Below are 22,092 nucleotides of genomic sequence, written 5' to 3'. Positions count from 1 at the left end.
GCGCCTTGTGGAAGCATTGCCTTTCCTATCGTTACCAAGCCGTCCATCCACCGTCTACCATCAGGTTCGAGCCCGTCATATAACTGGAGGCATCGGAAGCCAGCATGATGACGGCACCCGTCATTTCTTCAGGCTTCCCTACCCTGCCTAGCATGGTTTTAGCCTGGAGCTTTTGAACGAAATCTTCATTCTGACCGATGATGGTGTTCGGAAAAGGTCCCGGAGATACGCTGTTGCAGCGTATCCCGTATTTCGCCAAATGAGCGGCGCTATAACGGGTCAGTTGGACGACGCCCGCTTTGCCAACGCCGTAATTCGGCGGGTTGTTCGCACCGCTGTCGCCATAGATGGAAGGATCAGGCGAAACGACGCCGTACATCGAGGCAAAGTTGATAATCGAGCCGCCTCCGCTTTCTCTTAAGTGCGGAATGGCTTCACGGATACAGCGGAACGCTGTCCCTGCCGCACCGTCCACGCCTTTTTGCCACACTTCATCTGTCATAAATTCCAGCTCTGCTCCTTTGCCATAACCGGCCCCATAGGTAGCGCAGTTGACCAATACGTTCAACCGCCCGCTGGCTGCGACGTGCATCTGCATCATATTCCGGATCGAATCCGTATCCGAAACATCGCAGACGATATTACGCAGACGGCCTTCCTGAATGGCGGCTTCCAGCGTTGCATTTGTACGGAACGTCAAATCCGCCACCGTGACATCAGCGCCAAAGGCCAACATCGCTTCCGTGAGCGCCGATCCGAGATAACCGGACCCTCCCGTGATCACAACGCTTTTTTGCTGTAAAGAGAATAGCTCTGTATACATCCCCCGGCCTCCTTAACTGCTCTTCGTCGAGCCGTAGACAGAATCCGTGCCGGTTCCGGACACGCGGTTCATACTGGAGGCAATCCCGCTCAAATATTGGCCGAACCCAACGACATCCGCGCCCACACTGACAAATTGGTAGCCCATTGCCGTCAACTCGTGCAGATTACCCGGACTGCCTACTGTTCCTGCAAATTTGCCGTGTTTCTGAGCCAGACGCGCAACCGATTGGCGTGTTTCCAGCAGCAGCGGGTGGTCCCACTTGCCTGGAGCGCCAATACCTTGGCTGAAATCGCCGGGACCGAAGAAGATCATGTCCAGTCCAGGCAGTGCAATCATCTCCTCGAGCTCGGCAAGCGGCTCCGGATCTTCAATCTGCAGCACATTGAAGCGCTGCTCATTCGCCTGTGAGATGTAATCAGCTAAGTCTAAATTACAAAAAGCTCCGTCGGCGTTTCCGCCATCAAGCGGGCGGCGGCCGAGCGGGTGAAACTTCGTATGATGGATGATTTGCTTGGCATCCGCCAGACTCATCACGTGAGGAATCATGATTCCCGCTGCATCCATTTCCAATGGACGGATCAAATCACTGTAGCTGCCCCTCGCCACGCGCACAAGCACATCTACATCATAAGCTTTCGCAGCCCAAATTTGCCGCTCGATCACAGCCCAATCATTGGGGACATGCTCCATGTCCGTCCAAAGACAATCCACACCGGATATCCTGGCAGCCATCTCCGTAATTCGCGGGTCAGCGAGATTAAGCTTCAGCGCAATCGCCGTTTCCCCTGATCTAAGCTTGCGTAAAACGCGACTCGGACGCATATGAAATTGTGTTGTCATCCTTTCAACCTCCTTCAGGTGTATGCGAAAAGCGGAATTGACTTCATCAATAATCCGCAGCGATTTCTTCCAGAGGGACTACTCTTCCGCCCTCTTCCCGGCTTCGAATGCCGGCAATGACCATACGCATTAATTCTTCTGTTTCACTGAACGGAAAAGGACGCTCTCCTGTATGTAAATAACCGATAAAGGCTTCAAGCTGAGTTTTAAAGGAATAAAACGTATCTTGGAAACTGACGGTAGCACTGGCACTCGTGCCGCACAGCTGCAAAAGGCCATGCGAACCATATAGATCTTCAATCGCAATCACAGCAACATCGCCATGTGTGCGATGCTTAAATAACACGATATTGCGTTCCTTGGTTCCTACGTTTTGTGCAAAAAGAAAACCGGGGCCTAGAATGGGGTAAATGGACTCCAAAGCATGGATGCCGTAACGCTCCCAGCTTTTGCAAGTCGTGATGCTTGAATAACGAAGCTGTCCTAAAGAATGTATCGAAGTGCGGTAAGGCATGAATTCTTTGCTGTAGCGCATGCAGCTGGATGACATAATTCTGGCGCCATCCCGTACCCATCGCTGGAACTGTCTAAGATCAGGCTCATTATCGACGAGCGGTTTGTCGACAAAAATGGGAATGCCCGCTTCGACGAACGGCCGGCAGCGTTCCACATGCTCGTGGCCCTTGTCCGTCGTGATCATCACAGCATCCACATGCCCGATGACATCCTCCGGCCTGCTCACGATATGAGGAATGAGAGACGCTTTGGCCACAAGTTCCGCGTCTTTGGGATCATCGGTCCAAATGTGCGTCACCGACGCGCCTGGAATTTGCAGCTTTTCTTTCGGTTCTTTTGCAAGATAAGCCGGAATGGCGGGATAAGGACAATCGGCCATCGCTGCTTGATCATAGTTATTGAACATGGCACTCCAGGAGTAAGGATGGCCATTCCCATCCACCATCCCGAGAACCGCAATACGCAAGGGTTGCATGAGGAGCTCTCCTCTCATTTATCGTCCATAACGGTCGGTGCATAGGGGTATCCCAGCTTTCGGGAGATCCGAAACGCAGCCGTCTTGACGCTTTCCGCCATTTCGGGCACAACGTCCGGTGCAAACCGGTGCATCGCCCCTGACAGGCTGACTGCACCCTCGATGGTCCCGTACATATTAAAGATTGGAGCCGCCAAACAACGCGCACCCTCTACAATTTCTTGATCATCCAATGAAAATCCTTGCTGCCTGACCTGATTTAATTCAGCAAATATCGCTTCAGGTGAAATCAGCGTATGTTTGGTCTTCGCCGGCAGTCCATGACGTGCAATCAGCTCCCTGACATGGTCCTCCGGCAAGTAAGCGGTCATCGCTTTTCCCATGGCTGTGGCATGAAAAGGGGATTTGGAACCAACGGTATCCGTCATGCGGAGCGGCTGTGTGCTCTCAATGATGTCCACATATAGCACCTCGCCGTCCACTAAGACACCTAAATTAATCGTATCTCCATAACGCTCTGAGAGCTTCTTCATTTCTTGCATCGCTGAGACTCTTAATGTGTTGCGTTCCAACAATCCCCGCGTCAGCATTAATTGCTTGTAGCCGAGGCAATACTTGCCGTTGTCATCGCTTCTACTGATGAAAGCCCGCTGTTCCAGCGTCAAGACGATTCGGTACGTGGATGATTTGGGTTGATCGAGCAGATCCGTCAGCTCCAGCAAATTCAGGGAACCATGTTCAGCCAGCAGCTCCAACAAATCTAGCGCCTTGTCAATCGTTTGGATGGTGTAGCGTTCCTGCTTCTGACTTATATCCATGCTCATAAGGTTCGCTCTCCTTCGTTAAGATAGCTTTATGAGCTGCCCGCCATCCACCACAAGGCAATGGCCTGTCATATAACGCGAATCGTTCGTCGCCATAAATAGCGCAGCGTCTGCAATCTCTTCGGGTATCCCGGCGCGCCCCATCGGAATCGTCTGCAAGTACGGCCCGAAAGCGGCCGGGTTGTCGATCAGCGGCTTCGTGAGCCTTGTCTCGATAAAGCCCGGACACAGCGCGTTGACGCGAATGCCAAGCGGTGCAAGCTCAATGGCCATGGACATGGTGAGCAAGTTGATGCCGCCTTTGGTTGCATTATAGTGCGCTTGATCCTTCTCTGCTGCGAGACCGTTCACGCTGGACATGTTAATAATTGAGCCGCCTTTGGCCTGTTTGACAAGCACCTTCGCAACAGCTTGCCCGGCGAGAAACGTGCCTTTCAAATTGATCGCCATATGCCGGTCCCACTCCGCTTCCTCGATCTCCAGGAAGGAGGAAGGACTGCAAATTCCCGCGTTGTTGACCAATACGTCAATCGTGCCCCAATGCTCTAGCACCGTATTTACCATCCGGTCAACATCCGCTTTGAACTGCACATCGCCATCGATCCAAATCACCTGCCCGCCTTGTTCGGCGATTTCCGCAGCGGCTGCTTGAAGCGCCCCCTTCTCTCTGCCGGTGATAGCCACCTTGGCTCCTTCAGCGGCAAAACGGTCGGCCGTCGCCTTCCCGATGCCGGTTGAGCCGCCGGTAATAAGCGCAACCTGATCTCTCATTCTCATCCGGTTTCCCCCTTATAAGCGAGCCAGCGCTCGATCGACAGCCGCTAATGTCTCTTCAATCTCCTGTACGCCATGTGCAGCAGAAAGGTACCACAGTCCGTTCGATCGGACCAGCACCCCCTCCTCCAGCATATAACCCGAAAACTCGGTATACTTCGCCGCATCCCGCTTCGTGAAAGAAGCGAAATCGTCTACTTTCTGCTCCTGCGTAAACATCATATGGAAAACTGGCCCAATGTGGTTAATGAGGCCAGGAATCGCATGTTTCGCGAGTAAGCTGCGAATTCCTTCGACCAGCTTGCTTGCGTTTGCTTCCATTTTCGCAAAAACCGCTCCTTCCTCCTGCGACAGTTCCGCAATAGTCGCCAAAGCGGCAGCCGTTGCAACACCATTCCCGTTCAGCGTACCCAGATGGCTGACCGTCCCATTCTCAATGAGCGCCATGATTTCCTTCCTGCCGGCCACGGCACTAATGGCGATCCCTCCGCCCAATGCTTTGCCGACCGTGACCAAGTCCGGTTTCAGCCCGAATCGCCCATGCGCCCCGCCAAGGCCAAGCCGGAACCCGGTTATCACTTCGTCCAGGATCATCACGATGCCAAGCTCTTGAGTCAGCTCCTGCATGCGCTCCAGATAGCCCGGCTTCGGCAGGACGCAGCCCGAATTGCACATCACGGGCTCGGAAATGACTGCCGCAATGTCATCCTTATGCTCGCGGAGCGCAGCTTCCAGCACAGCAGCGTCGTTCCATGGCAGCAGAATAATTTCTTCCAAGGCCAGCTCGCTCTGCCCGCCTGTGCCTGCGACAATCTGCTTATCCTCCGTCAAGCCAGCTGCTGTATCGGACTTGCGCATATCCGAGCTGGGGAACGAGGTGAAAATCGTATCCGACCACCCGTGATAATGGCCGTGAAAGCGGACGATTTTGCGCTTGCCTGTGTGTGCCCTAGCTAAACGGAGCGCCAGCATAACCGCTTCTGTCCCCGACCCGCTTAACGCCACCTTGTCCGCACATGGTAAAATCTCTGTCAAGCGGCGGGCTAAAGCGATCTCTCCCTCATGCTGAAGACCGAAGGTGATCCCGCGCTGCATGGCTTCATAGACACGTGAGGCGGTTGCTTCGTGCGCATGGCCCAGAATCAACGGCCCATAGCCGAGCAAGTAATCAATAAATTCGTTGCCGTCCACATCTCGAATTCTCGGACCCGATCCCGCAGTTGCGAACAAAGGTGTAGGCTTCATCGCGCTTCTTAAGGAGCTTGCCACTCCTCCAGCCAAGTAAGCCTGTGATTCCGTATATTTTTGCCTCGAATTCTGGGCTTGCTTCATCGTGAATCCTCCCTTTTCATGGCCTACTCATACGTTCCGAACCTAGGTGCCGGCGTCTCATCAAACGGATAAACAGGGCGCAAGACCCGCTGATAGTCAAAATGCGCCAGATTCGCGTTGCAGCACCCCGGTGAATCCACGTTAATGACATGCTTGGCGAACGATCCGAAAGCCGTCTGCCAAGCTAGCGCCGATTTGGCTACGATGATGTGATAATCAGCCGGCCATAGCCCGACCGAACGCACATGCCCGACGTCCCATGGAGCCACCCGTTTTTCCGTCAAAATAAGCGTCAATTGTCCGCATTCGACAACGGCCGTTAAGCCCATTTCCGCGAGCTGCCCTGTCATATAGGGCCCGGCATGCCGATAATGTCCGTCAAATAACAGCCGGACTATCCCCTTAACCCGGACCGGCTTGCCGTGCAGCGTATCGCTTTTCCCGCCGACCCGGCCTTCGAACGTACCTCCGATACCGGCCTGCCTGGCAGCTTCCACCGCTTCCTGGTCGCGGATCACGATCAACGCTTTTTGCGGCGAGTGTACCAGTTCCGCTAATACATGGGTCGCATCGGCCGGTGCGCCTCCTCCGACATTATCGGAACCTTCCGCGATAATGACGGGTCCTTCCGGCTGGGCGAGTGCTTCAGCTACTGCTTCGCGCGGTGTCAGACAGGAGACATTAAACGACGCTTTATGGTTGATAGCCATTTGCGCAAGTTCGGCCGCACAACGATTCGCCAAATCTGAATCACCGTTCGTTGTCACAACAAACGACATGCCTGCATCCGGCACATCGCTGTAAGGGAAGCCTCCAGCCACTGTCACGTTTAGAACACCGGGTATACGCTCCATGTTGAAAGCAAGCTCCATCAGCTGCTTCATGCTTCCTTTATCGGTCAGCATGCCTTGCGGCACGACCAGCATTCCCGTATGCGCCAAAGCCCGTACGGGACGAATATCCCCCTGGATTTTACGGATCAGCAAATCAACAGCCTCGACAGCCCGTTCGTACATATCCACATGCGGGTAGGTATCGTACCCGACGATCAGATCCGCATGGCGTACCATGTCTTGACTAATATTGCCGTGCAGATCAAGCGTCATGGCGATCGGAAACTCCGGCCCCAATTTAGCTCGAAGCCGCTTTAGACATTCACCTTCATAATCCGGATATTGCTCAGCTACCATGGCACCGTGCTGGATGATGACCAGTCCTTCCGCCCTGCTGTCGATACTGTCCACAAGTTCATCGATGAGCGCATCTCCTGCGGCCGCCTCCACCATTCCGCTTGGCGTCGCCGCTGCATAAAAACCAGGAATCAAATCGACGCCATAGCTCGCTGCCGCTGCGATGACCCCGCCCATGGAGGTCCGTGTTCCCGCATACCGTGCGGTAAATGCCTCCAAGCCAACTGTCCACTGATCGCGAAAATGGGACAGATCCGTTATGCCCGGCGCGAATGTATTCGTCTCATGCAAAATGCCGGCTACCGCAATCCGCAGCTGATGATTACTCATTTTCACAGCTATCTCCGCGACGAGAAGCGGTGTAGGCGATGGCGTCAATCTCCACTAAATAGCTGCCAATGGAGCATCCGATCGAGGTTCTGGTAGGAAAAGGCTTTTTCATGACGTTCTCATAAGCCCTGTTGTAGCCCGGAAAATCCTCCTGTCTGGAAAGGAAGGCATTGATTTTCACAATATGATCAAGCGAAAGTCCCGCCGCCTCCAGAATGGTCTCAATATTGCGCAGGCATTGAACCGTTTGTTCCTCAATCGTTTCGCCTACGACTTCACGGGTAGCGGGATTTACGCCGACTTGGCCTGACACATAGACAAAATCGCCGGCACGGAGCGCTTGGGAAAAAGGAAGTGGAAATTCAGGTGCAAGGTTCGTATGAATGGGCTGTGACATACGTATCATTCTCCTTCATATGGATATTTCAAAGTTTGTTCCTGCTACTTCACTCTGCCTCTTGCATCTACCGGGATAATTCGCTCCAGTTGGCCATTCCGCACGCCCAATAGCTGATCATGCAAATTGGTAACGGCGCAGCAATGATTCGGGATGATGGCTACCACGTCACCAATTTGTAAATGAACACCATCCGGAACGGTTAAAATGCCATGCTCCTCGCTGAGCCTATCCACGAAAATGCCAGGGAATTCCGTGATGATCCCGAAGCCTTTGCGATGTGCGCTGCTATCATTCGACAGCGTCTTTGAGCCGGCATCGATGATCACGGTGCCGGGTCTAGGGGTGCTGACCACCGTCGCATAGATGCGCATGGCGCATTCCTCTTCGCCGATCAGCCCCGTGTACAGCTGGGAGCCGTCGCCGAATACGTAAGCGCCGGGACGAATCTCGGTGACACCGCTGCCTGCGAGTGCGCCAATGAACTTCGACGTTGGAGTTGAACCGACGCTAATGTCGGGCACATCAATGCCGAGCTTCCTCAGTGCACGCTGCGATTCCAGCAGCGCTTCCGCCTCGGCTAAGGCGACCTCCAGACAATCGTCGGCACGGCTCTTGCTGTACGCTTGACCTGCATGCGTCATCAAGGCGGTGAGCCGGATGCCAGGCAGCTTCGCTATTTCTGCCGCCAGCTCGGCCGTCTCTTGCCCAGGCTCTTTCCCGCAGCGGTTCAAGCCGCTGTTGACATCCAAATAGAGCGGAACCCGCAGCTTCAGATGTTCGCCTAACTCAGACAGCCCTTTGGCTACTTCATAGCTGTCTACACTGACAGATACCTTGACTTGCTGCAGCAACCGCCCAAGTCGCTCGAGCTTGAGGCGACCGACAATGGGATAGGCGATCAGGATATCGTCTATCCCACCGCTCGCCATAACCTCGGCTTCGCCTAGCTTGGCTACGGTTATGCCTGAAGCTCCGTGCCGCAGCTGCTCTTGCGCGATCCAAATGCTCTTATGCGTCTTCGTATGCGGCCTCAATCGTACAGCTGCTTGGGAAGCTAATGCCGCCGTACGCCTCAGATTGGCATCCAGCCGATCCAGATCAATCACAATTGCCGGTGTATCCATGTTCTCCTCGAATTGCATTCCTTCACCGCCTTTTTCCCTAGAGATTTACGGTTTGGCCATGTAAAATAACCTGTTGAATACGGATTTCCTTATCTACTAGAAGAAGATTAGCCCGCTTGCCTGCTGCGATGCTCCCCATCTGATCCTCCATGTGAATGACCTTTGCCGGATTGAGGGAAGCCATCCGAAAAGCATCCACCATGCCGATTCCCGCATGCACCATCATATTGCGTACAGCTTTGTCCATCGTCAGCCGGCTTCCGGCCAAATGGCCAAGATGATTCCAATTCACATCGGACGAATCTCCCGTGTCAACGCCGGCATCCGGCATCGCATCGGTAATAATGATGATGCGATCCGTTCCTTTTGTTTTGTGAATCAGCTTCAGCATCAATGGGCGTACGTGAATACCCTCGCGGTCAGGAATCACTTCGGCGTAAATTTCGTCATGAACAAGAACTGCCTCATCGACGCCAACTTCACGCGTTCCCCCATAGCGGGATGGCGAAGGGGTTACGCCCGAAGCATTCGTGCAGTGACAACCGATTCTCAAACCTTGAGGGACAAAACGGAATATTTGCTCCGCAGTCGCCTCGGAATGACCGACAGATAAGGAAATATTGTATTTGGCTGCTTCAGTTACAAAAACTTCCTGGCCGTCGAGCTCAGGCGCCAGCGTCCAAACTTTGATCCGATCTCCGGCAACCCTCAGGATTTCTCCATATTCCTGCGGATCAACCGGACGGATCGGGGACGTGATGGCCCCGTATTTTTTATTAATATACGGACCCTCCATATGTATGCCCACGATCGCTTCCACTAATGGCTTACTAGACTCCATCGTCGCCAGAATGGTTTGAAGTCCCTCCCGCACTTGCTCCCGACTCTCGTTGTATGTAAAAGTAGGAAGAATCGCTGTCGTCCCATGCTTAAGGTGGCTAAGAGCAAATTCATAGGGCTGTTCCCACGACCACACTCCGCCTCCGCCATGGCAATGGATATCAACGAAGCCGGGAGCGATATAGGCTCCTTTCGCATCCAGCACCTCACTCCCCAACGGCACTTCCATGCTGCCCGCTTCCCCTACTCCGACGATCCACCCGTTCTCCATAAGAACGAGCCCATCCGGGATCAACCTGTCTGCTGTCACAATGGTGCCGTTTTGAATCACGCTACTGCCTTTTGCCGACATCCAGCCACTCCTCAACTTAAATTGAAACCACAGTTTCACTGATGAGTATAGCAATTCGCCAGTGGGCCTAAAAGATTAAAAAACTCAGATTGCACCTGCCTAAGAAAAGTGACCATCACCTGTTTGGAAACGCATACAAATGCAGCGAAATCAATAAAATTCTATTATGATCAGAGGAATTTAACCTTTTCTGCGCATTAACAAAATAAGCTCTACCGGACAATCCCGGTAGAGCGATCAGTTTCTGAAACTTCCGTAGAGCGCCGAACAACCAGCTCCCCTGAGAAGAAAGGCGTTTCAGCTGTATGTCCTTCTATCGTATCCAGCAGCAATCGCATCGCAGCTTCGCCGATTTGCGGACGAGGATAATGGATGGCCGTAAGCGGCGGGTCCGTTTGCGAGGACATCAAGATATCCTCGCAACCAGCCACAGCCAGCTGCTGCGGCACCTGGACACCGGCCTTGCGGCAAGCGGCGAGGCAGCCGGCGGCCATCAAATCATTGGCGCAGACCAGCGCAGTAAAGAGGGCCGACTGATGAGTCAACGCAGGATGCAGCACCCGTTCGGCCGTTTCGAACCTGCCTTCCCCATCCAATAGATCCTCCGAATGCCACGTGCAGCCCGTTTCCCCCAGCGCATGTATGAACGCCTGCAACCTGACTCCATAATGCTGCGCCGTATCACCGCCGCCCATAAAGCCAATCCGGGTATGCCCATGCTGCTGCAAATGGCGGACTACCTTCACCATTTCATCTTCCCAGTCGACATCCACATATGGAATTCTCTGCTCTGAACTCTCCAAGCCCTCCGGTTTCAAAACAGAGACAATCGGTATATCAAGTCTCTGAAAATGCGCTACCACCTGAGATTTCAGCGACTGCCCCAGCAGTAAAATCCCATCTACTCTGCCCATGAACAAGCCCTTGAGCTCATCTTCTTCCTCTTGTTTATAGGTTTGGAAAAACACAAAGTACCCTCTGTCCTTCGCATGCTGCTCGATATTGATCAATAGACCGGCCTCAAAAGGGTTCCCAAGGTAGTTGATCAGCACGGCAATCTGCCGCGATTTTTTCGTTTTCAGACTTTGCGCTAATAAATTCGGTTGATAGCCAAGCTCGCGAATAGCTTCCAGTACTTTCTGCCTCGTCTCTTCCTTCACAATCTCCCGATTATTCAACACATAAGAAACGACCGCAGAGGAAACTCCTGCGCGGTCGGCTACATCCTTTCTAGTTACCATTGGCTATCTCCCTAACAAACGTTATCAAATCCCAAACGTATTGCCCCCGTTAACCGAGAGGCATTGCCCAGTAACAAAGCCCGACTCTGACGAGGCTAAGAAAACCACAGCATTCGCAATATCTGCCGGTTCCCCGACTCGCCCAAGCGGTACGCCGGTTCGGTAACCTTCCGTGCTGACGCCCTCATGCCGCTCAACAGGTATCCAACCTGGCGCGACCAGATTGACCCGGATACCGTGAGGTCCCAGCTCGCTCGCCCAAGAGCGCGTCATCCCCACCATGGATGACTTGGCCGTAACATAGCTGGAGAAGTTCGCATTCCCAATTTGTACGACCTCGCTGCCGATGTGGATAATGCTTCCTTCTTTCTTCAATTTCATCCCCGGAAGCACTGCTTTCGCAAGCAGCAAGGGGGCTTTCACGAAAAACTCCAGCTGGTCCAAGTAAGTCTGCCATGTACTCTCTTCAATCGATAGCATCGGTTGAGGGCCCGTCGCGTTATTGACCAGAATATCGATACTCCTGCCAAAATGCTGCTCCACTCGCTCAATAAGCTCGTTAACTTCATCTTCGCTTGTGATGTCAGCGCGAAAAGCAGTGGCGCTGCCGCCAGCGACGGTAATCAGCCGAACCGTCTCCTCCGCATCCTGCGTGCTATACGCATAGTTGACTGCGACATTCGCTCCCGCTGCCGCAAGCGCAGCTGCAATATGACGCCCCAGTCCGCGTGACGCTCCGGTAACAAGCGCGATTTTCCCCTCTAACCTTGATGATGAACCCAAGATATCCACCTCTTCCAAGTGAGCTTATTTGTAGACGCTTTTGCCAGCGTCCTGATTGTACAGCTCCTTTAATGGTACCATAGATTCGGAAGGAACATAATATTTAAACGGATTCTCATCAATGACACCCAGAAGCTGTTTCCGGTAAGGCGACGCATTTTCCAGCAATCGATCGGATGCCGTGCGGTAGTCAATCGGTCTCATCCATATCGGACTGTAGCCTAGAAACAGCTGCCGGCGTGTAAATTCCGAGCGATTAGGCGCCCCGGCGTGCCACAAATTCTGCGGGAAAATGAATACGTCGCCCGGTTTGCCGCAGACTTGCACTTCTCCGTCCACTAGACCATTCACATCCTGGCTCCCCGGATGAAAGGGTTTGTTATGCGAGCCAGGAACGACTTTGGTATTCCCGCGGTCCGGCTGGGACATATCGCTCAAGATATAACATGTTTTAATGTAATAGGTTGAAGTGATGCCATCTTGCTTCGGAAACTGTGGATGCGGACCGTCTTGATGCCAGTTAATGAAGCTGTGCGACTCCGTTTTCACATCGTTGGGATTCGGTTTACGTACAGTTAAATGTGAAATGTGCAGCTGAATGTTAAAGCCAAGCAGATTAACCATGAGTGGAAGCAGTGTCGGTTCATCGATTAGCGATGCTATTTCATCGTCTCTTTCTATGCTGTTATAAACGTTATAAGCTAATGATTCCGGTTCTTCGGCAACAATTCGGTCGATCGCAGCGTTCAAACGGTTCACTTTCTCTTCTGACAAAACCCCCGGCAGGATCAAGTAACCATTCTCGTTAAATTGCTCAATAAGTGCAGGAATATCAAGTTTTGTTTGTGTCATTTGAATACACTCCTCATTTTTTAAATTCATTTATGGTAAGTATAACCAATAAATTTACACGTGTAAATAATGTGTTTAAAAGAAAAGGAAGCCCATTTCTCCTTCCTTTTCCGCACACTTCTACGTTTACTTCACGTAGCCAAGCTCTTTAATCCTTTTATCCGCAGCATCCAGATACGCTTTATAATTCATGGAGCCTTCCAATGTCTTGAGGAAGCTATCATATTCACTCAGCGGACGCTTGCCATATATAAATTTGGAAAACTCTTCTTCAATGTAGCGAGTCGCATCTGCAGCGTTATAGCCATTCGGCATATCCACGAATCCAGCCAACCCGTCAATGTGCGGCTGTTTGCTCGCGTATTCCATATACTTCGCCTGCGGACCGAATTTCACCGTCAAATATTCCATCTCCGGGCGTCCTGCGAATTGATACAGCCAGAAATAACCGCCCTCTTTGCCCATCAAATCGGTTGGGACCACTTTATTGCCATCGAGGTTGAAGTGTTTGCCTTTGACCCCGTATTGCACCAACAAAGACCCATCCTTCGAAGAAACATAATTCAGCAAGTCGATGACTTTCTGCAGCTTCTCCGGATTTTTCTCAAGAGACTTCGGCACGGCGTACAACGCTGCTGCCTTTCCGATGTCATAGGCACTGGCAAATTTGCCGCCAGGTCCTTTTAATGCATCCACTTGTACCCAATTGGCATTCGGATTCACAGCCTTAATTTGCTCAACAAATTGATCTTTCGTCACATTCGGCCAATCCAGATAGACGATACCCGCTTGCCCTTTAATCGCTTTTTGCTGATGCTGAAGGCCGGAGTTAGCCAATAGCTCGGGATCTACGGAACCGGAAGCAATCATTTTCTGGATAAAAGCAAGAGCATCCTTCATCCCCGGATCATACAGCGAGTTCACCACTTTATTATCCTTCACATAGACAGTCGGAGTGCCGCCATCCATCCCAACGCCATAGGCTCCAAAAATGGTATCAAAAGCTCCCAGTTTGCCGCCGGTGAGGCCATACGTATCCTTTTTCCCATTACCATCCGGGTCTTTCTCGGTAAACGCTTTTGCTACCTCAAGTATTTCCTCCGGTGTAGTCGGAACTTTCAAATTCAGCTTGTCGAGCCAATCCTGGCGAATCCAGTACGTGTTGTAGGGAACTTGCGGTGACTTCGCGATCGCATACGTTTTGCCGTTCAGCATCCCTTTCTTCAAACTGTCGGCTCCAATGAAGTCTTGTACGGGCTTAAGCTTATCCAAATAAGGCGTGAGATCAAGCAGAAGTCCTTGGTCTGTAAATTGCTTCAACTGCTGGCGGTCGACAGCGAATAAATCCGGGAAGTTCGCCGATGACATGCGCACGTTTAACTGATTTTTGTAATCGTCGCCGGAGGCATACACGGTCAGATTGAGATCCGTGCCCAGCGCTTTATCCAACTCCTGCTTAATGATGTCCTGATCAGGAGAAGGAAGGCCGCTGCCCGTTTCGATAATATCAAGCTTCACTGGCTTGGCGCTGGCAGCCGGCTTGCCGCTTTCCGCAGCTTTGTCAGCAGGTTTATTCGCAGCAGGCGCTCCACCGCAACCGGCAATCAGCGTTCCACCGGCGAAAGTCATGGCGAGAAGAATTGGTACAAGCAATTTCTTTTTCATAGATACCCCTTCTTTCTTTTAAAATAAAAGTTGCTTCTATTGTCGCCGTTACAGAACGAATCAGGCTGCAGTCCTGATACATTCAACGGGGTCAACCTTTGACGGAGCCCACCAACATTCCTTTGGTGAAATGCTTTTGAATGAACGGATACACGATAATGATCGGTAAGCTTGCAGCAACAACAGATGCCATTTGCATCGTTTCGGTAGGAAGCATATTTTCGGCATTCTCCAGCGGTTGCTGGGTCAGCATGAGAATTTCGCGAATAACAACCTGCAAAGGAAACAGGTTCCGATCCGTCACATACATAATCGCCTGGAAAAATTCATTCCAATGGCCGACCATGTAGAACAACCCAATCGTGAGCATAGACGGCATGGAAAGCGGCAATACAATTTGCCAGAGAATCCGGAATTCCTTCGCGCCATCCATCCGAGCCGACTCAAAGAGCTCTTCAGGAAGGTTTTCAAAAAAGCTTTTCATAATCAAAATGTTAAAGGCCCAAATCGCATTCGGCAGAATCATCGACCAGACGGAATCCAAGAGCCCTAGGGATTTCACAACTAAATAAGTCGGAATGAGCCCTCCGCTGAACAGCATCGTAAACACAACCATAAGAAGGAAGAAACTTCTGCCTGGCAGATTGCGACGGCTAAGCGGATAAGCCATCAGCAAAGTCAATATCAGGTTGACAATCGTACCTACAATGGTGATGAAGATTGTCACCCAGAAAGCTCTTGGAATATTTGTTTCAGTGAAAAGCTTGTGATAAGCGCTAAAAGTGACGGACTTCGGAATGAGGATGAATCCTCCATTCTTCAGAACCTCGGAGAAAGGTGTGATGGACACGGCAATCACATACATCAGCGGTACGATCGCCGCCAAAGCAGCAAGCCCGAGGATGACGACGACAATCGTGTTTACGATCCGGTCTTCCCAGCCTCTTACCATATGCCATCACCCCATTTCTTGGATAAATGATTCGAACCTAGTACCAAGATAAGCCCTATGACGGATTTAAATAATCCTACGGCAGCCCCCAGTGAGAAGTTCATCTGCTGCAACCCTGTCCGGAATACCCAAGTATCCAGGATATCGGCAACTTGATACACTTGAATGTTATACAAAATATAAATTTGATCGAATCCGGCATCCATAATATGGCCCAGCTTTAAGATGAGCAGAAGGATAATGACATTTCGAATGCCTGGCAGCGTAATGTGCCAAATCATCCGCAGGCGGCTTGCTCCATCCACACGGGCTGCTTCGTATAACGTCGGATCAATCGCCGTCATCGCAGCCAAGTAGATAATTGCACCCCAGCCGAGATCTTTCCAAACTTCCGAGCTTACCAGAATGGTTCGAAAGTAATCAATCGAGGTCATGAAGCCAATCGACTGCCCCCCTGCATCTTCGATAAAACGGTTGACGATCCCGGAATTCTGAGAAAGCAGGGCGATCAGAATCCCGTAAATAATGACCCAAGATAAGAAATGCGGCATATACGTGAGCGTCTGCACAACCGTTTTGAACCACCGCAGCCTGCACTCGTTGAGCAGCAAAGCCATAATAATTGGCGGCGCCATCCCAAACACGAGCTTGTAGATACTAATGACGAACGTGTTGACCATTAGCTGCCCGAAATACGGGGAATTAAAAAACGTCTGAAAATGCTTGTACCAAGGATCCGCCCAACCACTGCCGAGAATGCCATCCAGTATTTGAAAATCCTTAAACGCAATAATCACACCATACATGGGAATATAGCGGAAAATTACGAAATAGATAACACCAGGCAAAAGCATAAGATAAAAAGCCCGAAAGGCCCAAACCTGCTTTGCAGATAATTTAAGCCTCGCATCTTTTGTTTGTCTACCCGCCTTTACTTCCTGCTTGGCTACGATTTGCTGTTCCATGAGGCCACCTCTTTTCCATCTGATCACTCGCTTCCTAACGGGTTGAGTTAAGTATAGCAAGCGCTTTCTTTGGAAAATATACAGTGATCCTGCGAAAATGTTCGAATTCTTGCAAACGCTTTATTTGTTTTTTTCTGTATATTCATGTTCCATTGCCGGAAGTTCAATTCGAATCAATGTTCCGATTTCGGGCAAGGAGAAAATAGACAGACCATACGCCGTTCCAAAATGAAGCCCGATTCGCTCATGGACATTCATGAGCCCGATTCCTGTGAATCTATGTTTGCTTGGCGCTTTGTGCCGCTCTTCGAACACACTGTTCAGGACCTCCGAGTTCATCCCGAGCCCGTTGTCCCTGATCGTAATAATCAATTTATCCTTCGCACATTTGGCCCGTATACGAATGATTCCCTCGCGTTTGAGCGGAACAATTCCATGAAAGATGGCATTTTCCACAAGCGGTTGCAGGGTCAACTTGAGTATGGTTTTGGAAAGCGTGGCAGGCGCTGCGTCGATCTCCATCGTGAATTTATCACCATAGCGCACCTTCTGGATGTACGCATACATGCGCAGCCCTTCCAGTTCGTCCGCTAACGTAACGAATTCCGTGCTTTTGTCAAAACTGAAGGACAACAGACCCACCAAGGTCTTGATCGTTTCCCGAACCTCGTAGATCTTGTGCTGCTTAGCCAAAGAACTAATGCAAGCAAGCGTATTGTACAGAAAATGCGGAGCAATTTGGCTCTGCAGCATTTTCAGCTCAAAATGCTTCTTGCGGCATTCCGCTTCCTTCGTTTCCTGCATCAGATGATGAATCCGCTCCATCATGGCATTGTAGCTTCGCGCCAATCGGCCAATTTCATCATTGCCTGTTGCGTGTATAGTGTGGAGCACTTCCATATCTCGCACCCGATCCATTTTGGCAACCAATGTGCGTACCGGCAGCGTAATATACCGGCTAATCATGTAGGTGCTGGCCAAAACAAGAAATATCCAGAAAACGCCTGCCGTGCTGAAATTCCGGTATAGACTGGCAATATTTTGATAGAAAAAACTATTTTCATAGAAGGCGATAAAATACCAGCCCAGATTATTCATGCCGGACTTGACCGCAACCAAATCGCCCTCCGGGCCACCAATCTCCGATGCACCAACAGGAAGATCCGACACCCGCTCGACAAACCCCTCATCCAGCTCGGGCGGATACACCGACGTATGGTAAGGAAGCAGCCGGTAAGAGCTCAGCGGGAGTCCCACATCAAACGAATGGACAACATTCTTTTTGTTCGTGATGATGGCAAATGTTTGATTCTTCGTATTCATGAATTGCGCAATCATATTCGTTAATTGAACGAGATCGATTTCCACGACGGCGATCCCTTTCAGCGACTTCGTCGAAGACGATTGAATGGGCAGCACGAAAGCGACTGTTTTACCCGACATAGGGGATTGATAGGGCTCGGTGATAAAGATCCCGTACGTTTGCTTGGCTTTCTCAAGCAGTTTCGGGATTTCCGGATTTCCAATAATATCAAAGGTCGTTTGCGAGTTGGAAATGACATGACCGTCTACGCCCACCAAATAAAGTGACTTATACAGCGTTCTGTTCATATTCGCATACGAGCGCAGAACGTCCGAAGCTTCCTTTTCCATGCCCACATCCAACAAATCTTCCCGGGTTGAAATCAGCAAAAGGATATTTTGCACATTGTCCAAATAGGCATTCATATAGAGATTGGTTCGGTCAATAATGACTTGGGCGTCCGATACGACCTGTTTACGAAACAGTCCCTCCGCTTCGCGCAAGTTAATGTAGCCAAGCCCCCCTAACAGCACAAGTGTTCCCAGGGATAAAAACAAAAAATGCTTGGCCAACATGCTCCAGCTGCCAAACCATGAGATAAGCGTTTTCATTTTAGTATCATCCCTTTTTATAGTCTGTAGGCGCTACGCCGGTCCAATTCCGGAATAGCTGCGAGAAGTAACGGTAACTTGGAATCCCTACCTGTTCGGCGACTTCATACACTTTGAGCTGCGTGTTCTGGAGCAGGTTCACGGCTTTCTCCATGCGCAGGCGGGTCACATAATCGTTAAAAGATTCCCCTGTTTCTTCTCGAAACAGTCGGCTAAGGTAATAGGAGCTCAGCCCAACTTCTTCCGAAACCGAGGTTAGCGTAATCGGCTCGCCGAGCTTGACCTCAATGATTCGCTGAGCGAGCTGGACTTCTTTGCGGATCTTCCGTTCGTCGCTCACCGCTGGCTTTGGCGCATTCGCATTGGTTGACTCTCGGCGCATCCGTTCTTGTTCGTATTGTTTGAGATCGACTTCACGTCTGATCGCTGCTCTCGCTTTTTCAATCGCTGTCTTCATATCCTCTTCATCAAAGGACAGCTTCGTAAAGTAGTCCAAGGCTCCTAACTTTAACGCTTCTTGGGCATAATGAAAATCGCTATGACAGGTTAAAAGCACGAATTGGATGTGCGGAAATCTTTTTTTGACGTTGCGGAACAATGTTAAGCCATCCATGATGGGCATCGTAATATCTGAGATCACAAGGTCGGGTTCCAAAGCGATACAGAGCTCCAAAGCCTCTTCCCCATTCTCGGCCTCTCCAACCAGTTCTGCGCCGAATGTAGGCCACGGCATGGACCGGAGTTCTTGCCTTAACGGCAATTCATCATCAATAATCAGCACGCGTACGGGTGCGACAGACATATTGCCCACCACCTTTCCTTTGAACCTTGAAATCGCTATCATCCTTTAACACAATGATATCAATTATATCAGTTTTTGTTTATACAGAAATAATGTAAAAATGTATGAAAAACCAAACTCAAGCGCGCGTTGTCGCCTCCACATAGCGGTTGCTGGTCCCAGTCAGAGGACATCACTCGCTGTGGGAACTACGATCCCTTATTCGGCAATAAATCGGTGCTTGGATTAGCTGAGGGGAACTGTGGTCTCTTATTCTATCATTTTCGGCAGAAAATCTCCCCAATGATTAGGACGCTTCAGATAGCAAATTGGCCAATCAGCGCAAAAAAGAAGCTGCCTTCAAGTAGAAACATTCTACTTGTAAGCAACCTCTTATGTGTATCTTAGCGCCACTTACCATCCTTGAAGTGCAGACTTAAGCCTCACCGCCGTCCTTCCACTCATATACCCGCAATGGCTCAGCCAACCGAAGTTTATGTTTACCATAAACCTGCTCACGTGCATCCGCCATCACATAATCATCCACATAATGCATGAGCAGCATCTTCTCTTGAATGGACATGGGGAGCGTTAAAAGCTCCTCAAGTGACGTATGCGAAGGCAGTTGATCCTCCTGCATGTGGCATTCGTGGAAGATCGTTTGCACCTTGTCAGCAACCTGTTCGAGATATGTTTCATCTAACCTCGTGTCCCCGCTGAAATAGAAATACGGTTTACAAAGTAAGCCATAGCTAAGCATGTCCGGCACATGCTGCGCCCGAACAAGCTCGAACCGCTCACCCGCGATTTCAAAGACATTTTCCACGCATTCCACGTCAAAATAATCCTCTAAGACCCGTTTCCCTCTCGTTGTGAGCTCCAGCCCATGGCGCAAAACTTGCCATAAATCAGCTAGCAGCCCTGCAGGAACGTAGAGCTTTGGCTTGATTTTGCCGGGATACACCCGATGAAACAACGCCAACTTCGACAAGCCATTGATATGATCCTCATGCAAATGCGTTACGAAGACATGCTCCACCTCATTGAGCTTTTTCCCCATCTGATGCAAAGCAGCATGATTGGACTCCGGAAAGTCGATGCACAGATTGGTATCTCCGAATAAGAGTATAGCGCTGTTATGGCCTTGCTCGACACTAAAACCGTCACCACAGCCCAAAAATGTTAATTTCATCCTATATTCCTCGCTCTTTATCCTCATAATTACGTTAATTATTGTACTACTAAGCGACAATGTATTCTACATTGAGTCAAAGCGAGAATATATCGGGACCGTTCGGTAAGCTCATCGAAAAGCGATACAACCTTCAACATTCAGTCGAAGATCAACCAAAATTTGCGAACATTATCCGATTGACAACATAAATTGTTCGTATTATGATGATTAAGGCGATAAGAAATTGCCACATACGTCATAATCGTTCGTATATCCTTGAGAATTGGCTTAAGGGTCTCTAGAGGAAGCCATAACTTCCTAGCTACGACGGGTTCTTGCTTTTGCATACCCGTGTGGCTAGGTTTTTTTGCGTCCAAAAATGACATTTCCAGAGGAGATCGCAATGAACGCTTATGATTTGATCGTAGTCGGTGCAGGACCTGCCGGTATTTTCGCCTGCTATGAAATGACACTGCTTCACCCTGCCGCTAAAATATTGCTCGTCGACAAAGGCCATGATATTTATCATCGCAGTTGTCCGATTTTGGAAAGCAAAATCAAACTGTGCCCTCCACCAGCCGGTAAAAAGGAGTTCTCAGGCTGTCTGCCTGCATGTTCCATTACGGCTGGCTTCGGAGGTGCTGGCGCTTATAGCGACGGCAAGTTCAACATCACGACGGAATTCGGCGGTTGGATGACGGATATATTGGCTCCTAGCCAAGTCATTGATTTGATTCGATATGTGGATCGCATTAATCTAGAGCATGGTGCAACGGAGAACATCACGGACCCGACGACCGAAGCTGTGAAAAACATTGAGCAGCGCTCATACGCGGCTGGACTTAAGCTGCTTCGCGCACAGGTCAGGCATCTAGGCACCGAACAGAACTTAATGATTCTGAAATCCATTTACGAATATTTGAAAACACGTATCGACATGCAGTTCAAAGCAGAAGTCGACGACATCATCACGGTAAAACGCGAAGACAAACATATCGTTCAAGGCATACGGCTGAAAGATGGCACCGAGATCCACAGCGATCATGTGATGCTAGCTCCCGGACGCGACGGTTCCGCATGGTTAACGCAAGTTTTAAAGAAGCGCCGTTTGAAAATGTACAACAACCAAGTCGACGTTGGCGTCCGCGTCGAAACATCGGATGTCGTGATGCGCGAAATTAACGAGCATTTGTATGAAGGGAAATTCATCTACAATACCTCTGTGGGCACGCGGGTTCGCACCTTCTGCAGCAATCCTTCCGGCCATGTTGTTGTCGAGAATCATAGCGGCGTTATGGCCGCCAACGGACACTCCTACAAGGATCCGGCCCTCGGCTCCAATAATACGAACTTCGCTCTGCTCGTTTCGCACAAATTCACCGAGCCGTTCGATAAGCCTAACGAATATGCGCGGGAAATTTGCAAACATGCGAACGATCTATCAAGCGGCGGCGTTATCGTTCAGAAATTCGGAGACATCATGCGGGGACGCCGCTCTACGGCAGATCGGATTCGCGAGGGCTTTCTTGAACCAACGTTGGCTGAAGCAGTTCCTGGTGATCTAGGTCTCGTGCTGCCTTACAATACAATGAAAAGCTTAATTGAAATGATCCACGCTCTTGAAAAAGTAACCCCGGGGATTGCGGCCGAACATACCCTCTTCTACGGTGTTGAAGCGAAATTTTATTCCGCTCGCCCGAAGCTCAGCGAAAGCTTCGAAACCGAAATCAAAGGCTTGTTCTGTGGCGGTGACGGTGCAGGAATTACAAGAGGCTTAGCCCAGGCTGGAGCTGCTGGTGTTTGGGTGGCTCGCAACGTGCTTGAGCGAATGAAATAAGCATTAATGTTGTTAAATATTTCCTAGGAAATACACGGTTACGGATCTCCTTTTTTTAATAAAGGAGGTCCGTTTTTACATGAAAAACACTTTTAAAATCTAAAT

General features: G+C 50.4%; 20 protein-coding genes and 1 riboswitch. Of the genes, 1 reads left to right on the top strand and 19 read right to left on the bottom strand.

Annotation, left to right across the window (positions count from 1 at the left end):
- Positions 1-31 precede the first annotated feature (31 nt).
- The 19 genes from AC3WTJ_RS01675 to AC3WTJ_RS01585 all read right to left on the bottom strand — a co-directional run bounded on the left by AC3WTJ_RS01675 (position 32) and on the right by AC3WTJ_RS01585 (position 20,168).
- On the bottom strand, positions 32-823 hold the full coding sequence (locus tag AC3WTJ_RS01675; protein ID WP_492520266.1) for an SDR family oxidoreductase: 792 nt from the start codon (positions 821-823) through the stop codon (positions 32-34).
- A 12-nt stretch (positions 824-835) separates the two neighbouring features.
- Positions 836-1,666 (bottom strand): HpcH/HpaI aldolase family protein, encoded by an 831-nt coding sequence (locus tag AC3WTJ_RS01670; protein ID WP_492520265.1) that lies wholly within the window; start codon positions 1,664-1,666, stop codon positions 836-838.
- 46 nt (positions 1,667-1,712) lie between these two features.
- On the bottom strand, positions 1,713-2,657 hold the full coding sequence (locus AC3WTJ_RS01665) for a Gfo/Idh/MocA family oxidoreductase (protein WP_492520264.1): 945 nt from the start codon (positions 2,655-2,657) through the stop codon (positions 1,713-1,715).
- A gap of 14 nt (positions 2,658-2,671) precedes the next feature.
- The gene (locus AC3WTJ_RS01660; RefSeq protein WP_492520263.1) at positions 2,672-3,481 is read right to left on the bottom strand and encodes an IclR family transcriptional regulator; all 810 of its coding nucleotides are present in this window, start codon (positions 3,479-3,481) and stop codon (positions 2,672-2,674) included.
- 18 nt (positions 3,482-3,499) lie between these two features.
- Positions 3,500-4,258, bottom strand: a complete 759-nt coding sequence (locus AC3WTJ_RS01655; RefSeq protein ID WP_492520262.1) for an SDR family NAD(P)-dependent oxidoreductase — start codon at positions 4,256-4,258, stop codon at positions 3,500-3,502.
- Between the two features lie 12 nt (positions 4,259-4,270).
- Positions 4,271-5,587, bottom strand: coding sequence for an aspartate aminotransferase family protein (locus AC3WTJ_RS01650; protein ID WP_492520261.1), 1,317 nt, complete (start codon positions 5,585-5,587; stop codon positions 4,271-4,273).
- A 23-nt stretch (positions 5,588-5,610) separates the two neighbouring features.
- On the bottom strand, positions 5,611-7,107 hold the full coding sequence (locus tag AC3WTJ_RS01645) for a M81 family metallopeptidase (protein WP_492520260.1): 1,497 nt from the start codon (positions 7,105-7,107) through the stop codon (positions 5,611-5,613).
- On the bottom strand, positions 7,100-7,504 hold the full coding sequence (locus AC3WTJ_RS01640) for a RidA family protein (protein ID WP_492520259.1): 405 nt from the start codon (positions 7,502-7,504) through the stop codon (positions 7,100-7,102). The genes AC3WTJ_RS01645 and AC3WTJ_RS01640 overlap by 8 nt, the downstream gene beginning before the upstream one ends.
- Before the next feature lie 44 nt (positions 7,505-7,548).
- The gene (locus AC3WTJ_RS01635) at positions 7,549-8,649 is read right to left on the bottom strand and encodes an alanine racemase (protein ID WP_492520258.1); all 1,101 of its coding nucleotides are present in this window, start codon (positions 8,647-8,649) and stop codon (positions 7,549-7,551) included.
- Positions 8,650-8,668: 19 nt separating this feature from the next.
- Positions 8,669-9,823, bottom strand: a complete 1,155-nt coding sequence (locus AC3WTJ_RS01630; RefSeq protein WP_492520257.1) for an N-acetylglucosamine-6-phosphate deacetylase — start codon at positions 9,821-9,823, stop codon at positions 8,669-8,671.
- 212 nt (positions 9,824-10,035) lie between these two features.
- Positions 10,036-11,064: a LacI family DNA-binding transcriptional regulator gene (locus AC3WTJ_RS01625; RefSeq protein WP_492520256.1), complete on the bottom strand. Its 1,029-nt coding sequence runs from the start codon at positions 11,062-11,064 to the stop codon at positions 10,036-10,038.
- A gap of 24 nt (positions 11,065-11,088) precedes the next feature.
- Positions 11,089-11,847, bottom strand: a complete 759-nt coding sequence (locus AC3WTJ_RS01620) for an SDR family oxidoreductase (protein WP_492520255.1) — start codon at positions 11,845-11,847, stop codon at positions 11,089-11,091.
- 24 nt (positions 11,848-11,871) lie between these two features.
- Positions 11,872-12,699 (bottom strand): phytanoyl-CoA dioxygenase family protein, encoded by an 828-nt coding sequence (locus AC3WTJ_RS01615; RefSeq protein ID WP_492520254.1) that lies wholly within the window; start codon positions 12,697-12,699, stop codon positions 11,872-11,874.
- Between the two features lie 126 nt (positions 12,700-12,825).
- Positions 12,826-14,364: an extracellular solute-binding protein gene (locus AC3WTJ_RS01610; RefSeq protein WP_492520253.1), complete on the bottom strand. Its 1,539-nt coding sequence runs from the start codon at positions 14,362-14,364 to the stop codon at positions 12,826-12,828.
- Between the two features lie 91 nt (positions 14,365-14,455).
- Positions 14,456-15,316: a carbohydrate ABC transporter permease gene (locus AC3WTJ_RS01605; protein WP_492520252.1), complete on the bottom strand. Its 861-nt coding sequence runs from the start codon at positions 15,314-15,316 to the stop codon at positions 14,456-14,458.
- Positions 15,310-16,170, bottom strand: a complete 861-nt coding sequence (locus tag AC3WTJ_RS01600) for an ABC transporter permease (RefSeq protein ID WP_397369575.1) — start codon at positions 16,168-16,170, stop codon at positions 15,310-15,312. The genes AC3WTJ_RS01605 and AC3WTJ_RS01600 overlap by 7 nt, the downstream gene beginning before the upstream one ends.
- A gap of 231 nt (positions 16,171-16,401) precedes the next feature.
- Positions 16,402-18,195: a sensor histidine kinase gene (locus AC3WTJ_RS01595; RefSeq protein ID WP_492520251.1), complete on the bottom strand. Its 1,794-nt coding sequence runs from the start codon at positions 18,193-18,195 to the stop codon at positions 16,402-16,404.
- A gap of 7 nt (positions 18,196-18,202) precedes the next feature.
- On the bottom strand, positions 18,203-18,997 hold the full coding sequence (locus tag AC3WTJ_RS01590) for a response regulator transcription factor (RefSeq protein WP_492520250.1): 795 nt from the start codon (positions 18,995-18,997) through the stop codon (positions 18,203-18,205).
- Positions 18,998-19,412: 415 nt separating this feature from the next.
- Positions 19,413-20,168 (bottom strand): MBL fold metallo-hydrolase, encoded by a 756-nt coding sequence (locus AC3WTJ_RS01585; protein WP_492520249.1) that lies wholly within the window; start codon positions 20,166-20,168, stop codon positions 19,413-19,415.
- Between the two features lie 228 nt (positions 20,169-20,396).
- Positions 20,397-20,495: riboswitch (purine riboswitch) on the top strand.
- Between the two features lie 58 nt (positions 20,496-20,553).
- On the opposite strand from AC3WTJ_RS01585, the gene AC3WTJ_RS01580 reads away from it, so the two are divergent.
- Entirely contained in the window at positions 20,554-21,987 is a 1,434-nt protein-coding gene (locus AC3WTJ_RS01580; protein WP_407869126.1) for an NAD(P)/FAD-dependent oxidoreductase, read from the top strand.
- Positions 21,988-22,092 lie beyond the last annotated feature (105 nt).

Source organism: Paenibacillus sp. FW101-FHT12H11 (genome assembly GCF_058790355.1).
Note: the sequence above shows the minus strand (reverse complement) of the source record. Positions and strands in the feature narration are given on the sequence as shown.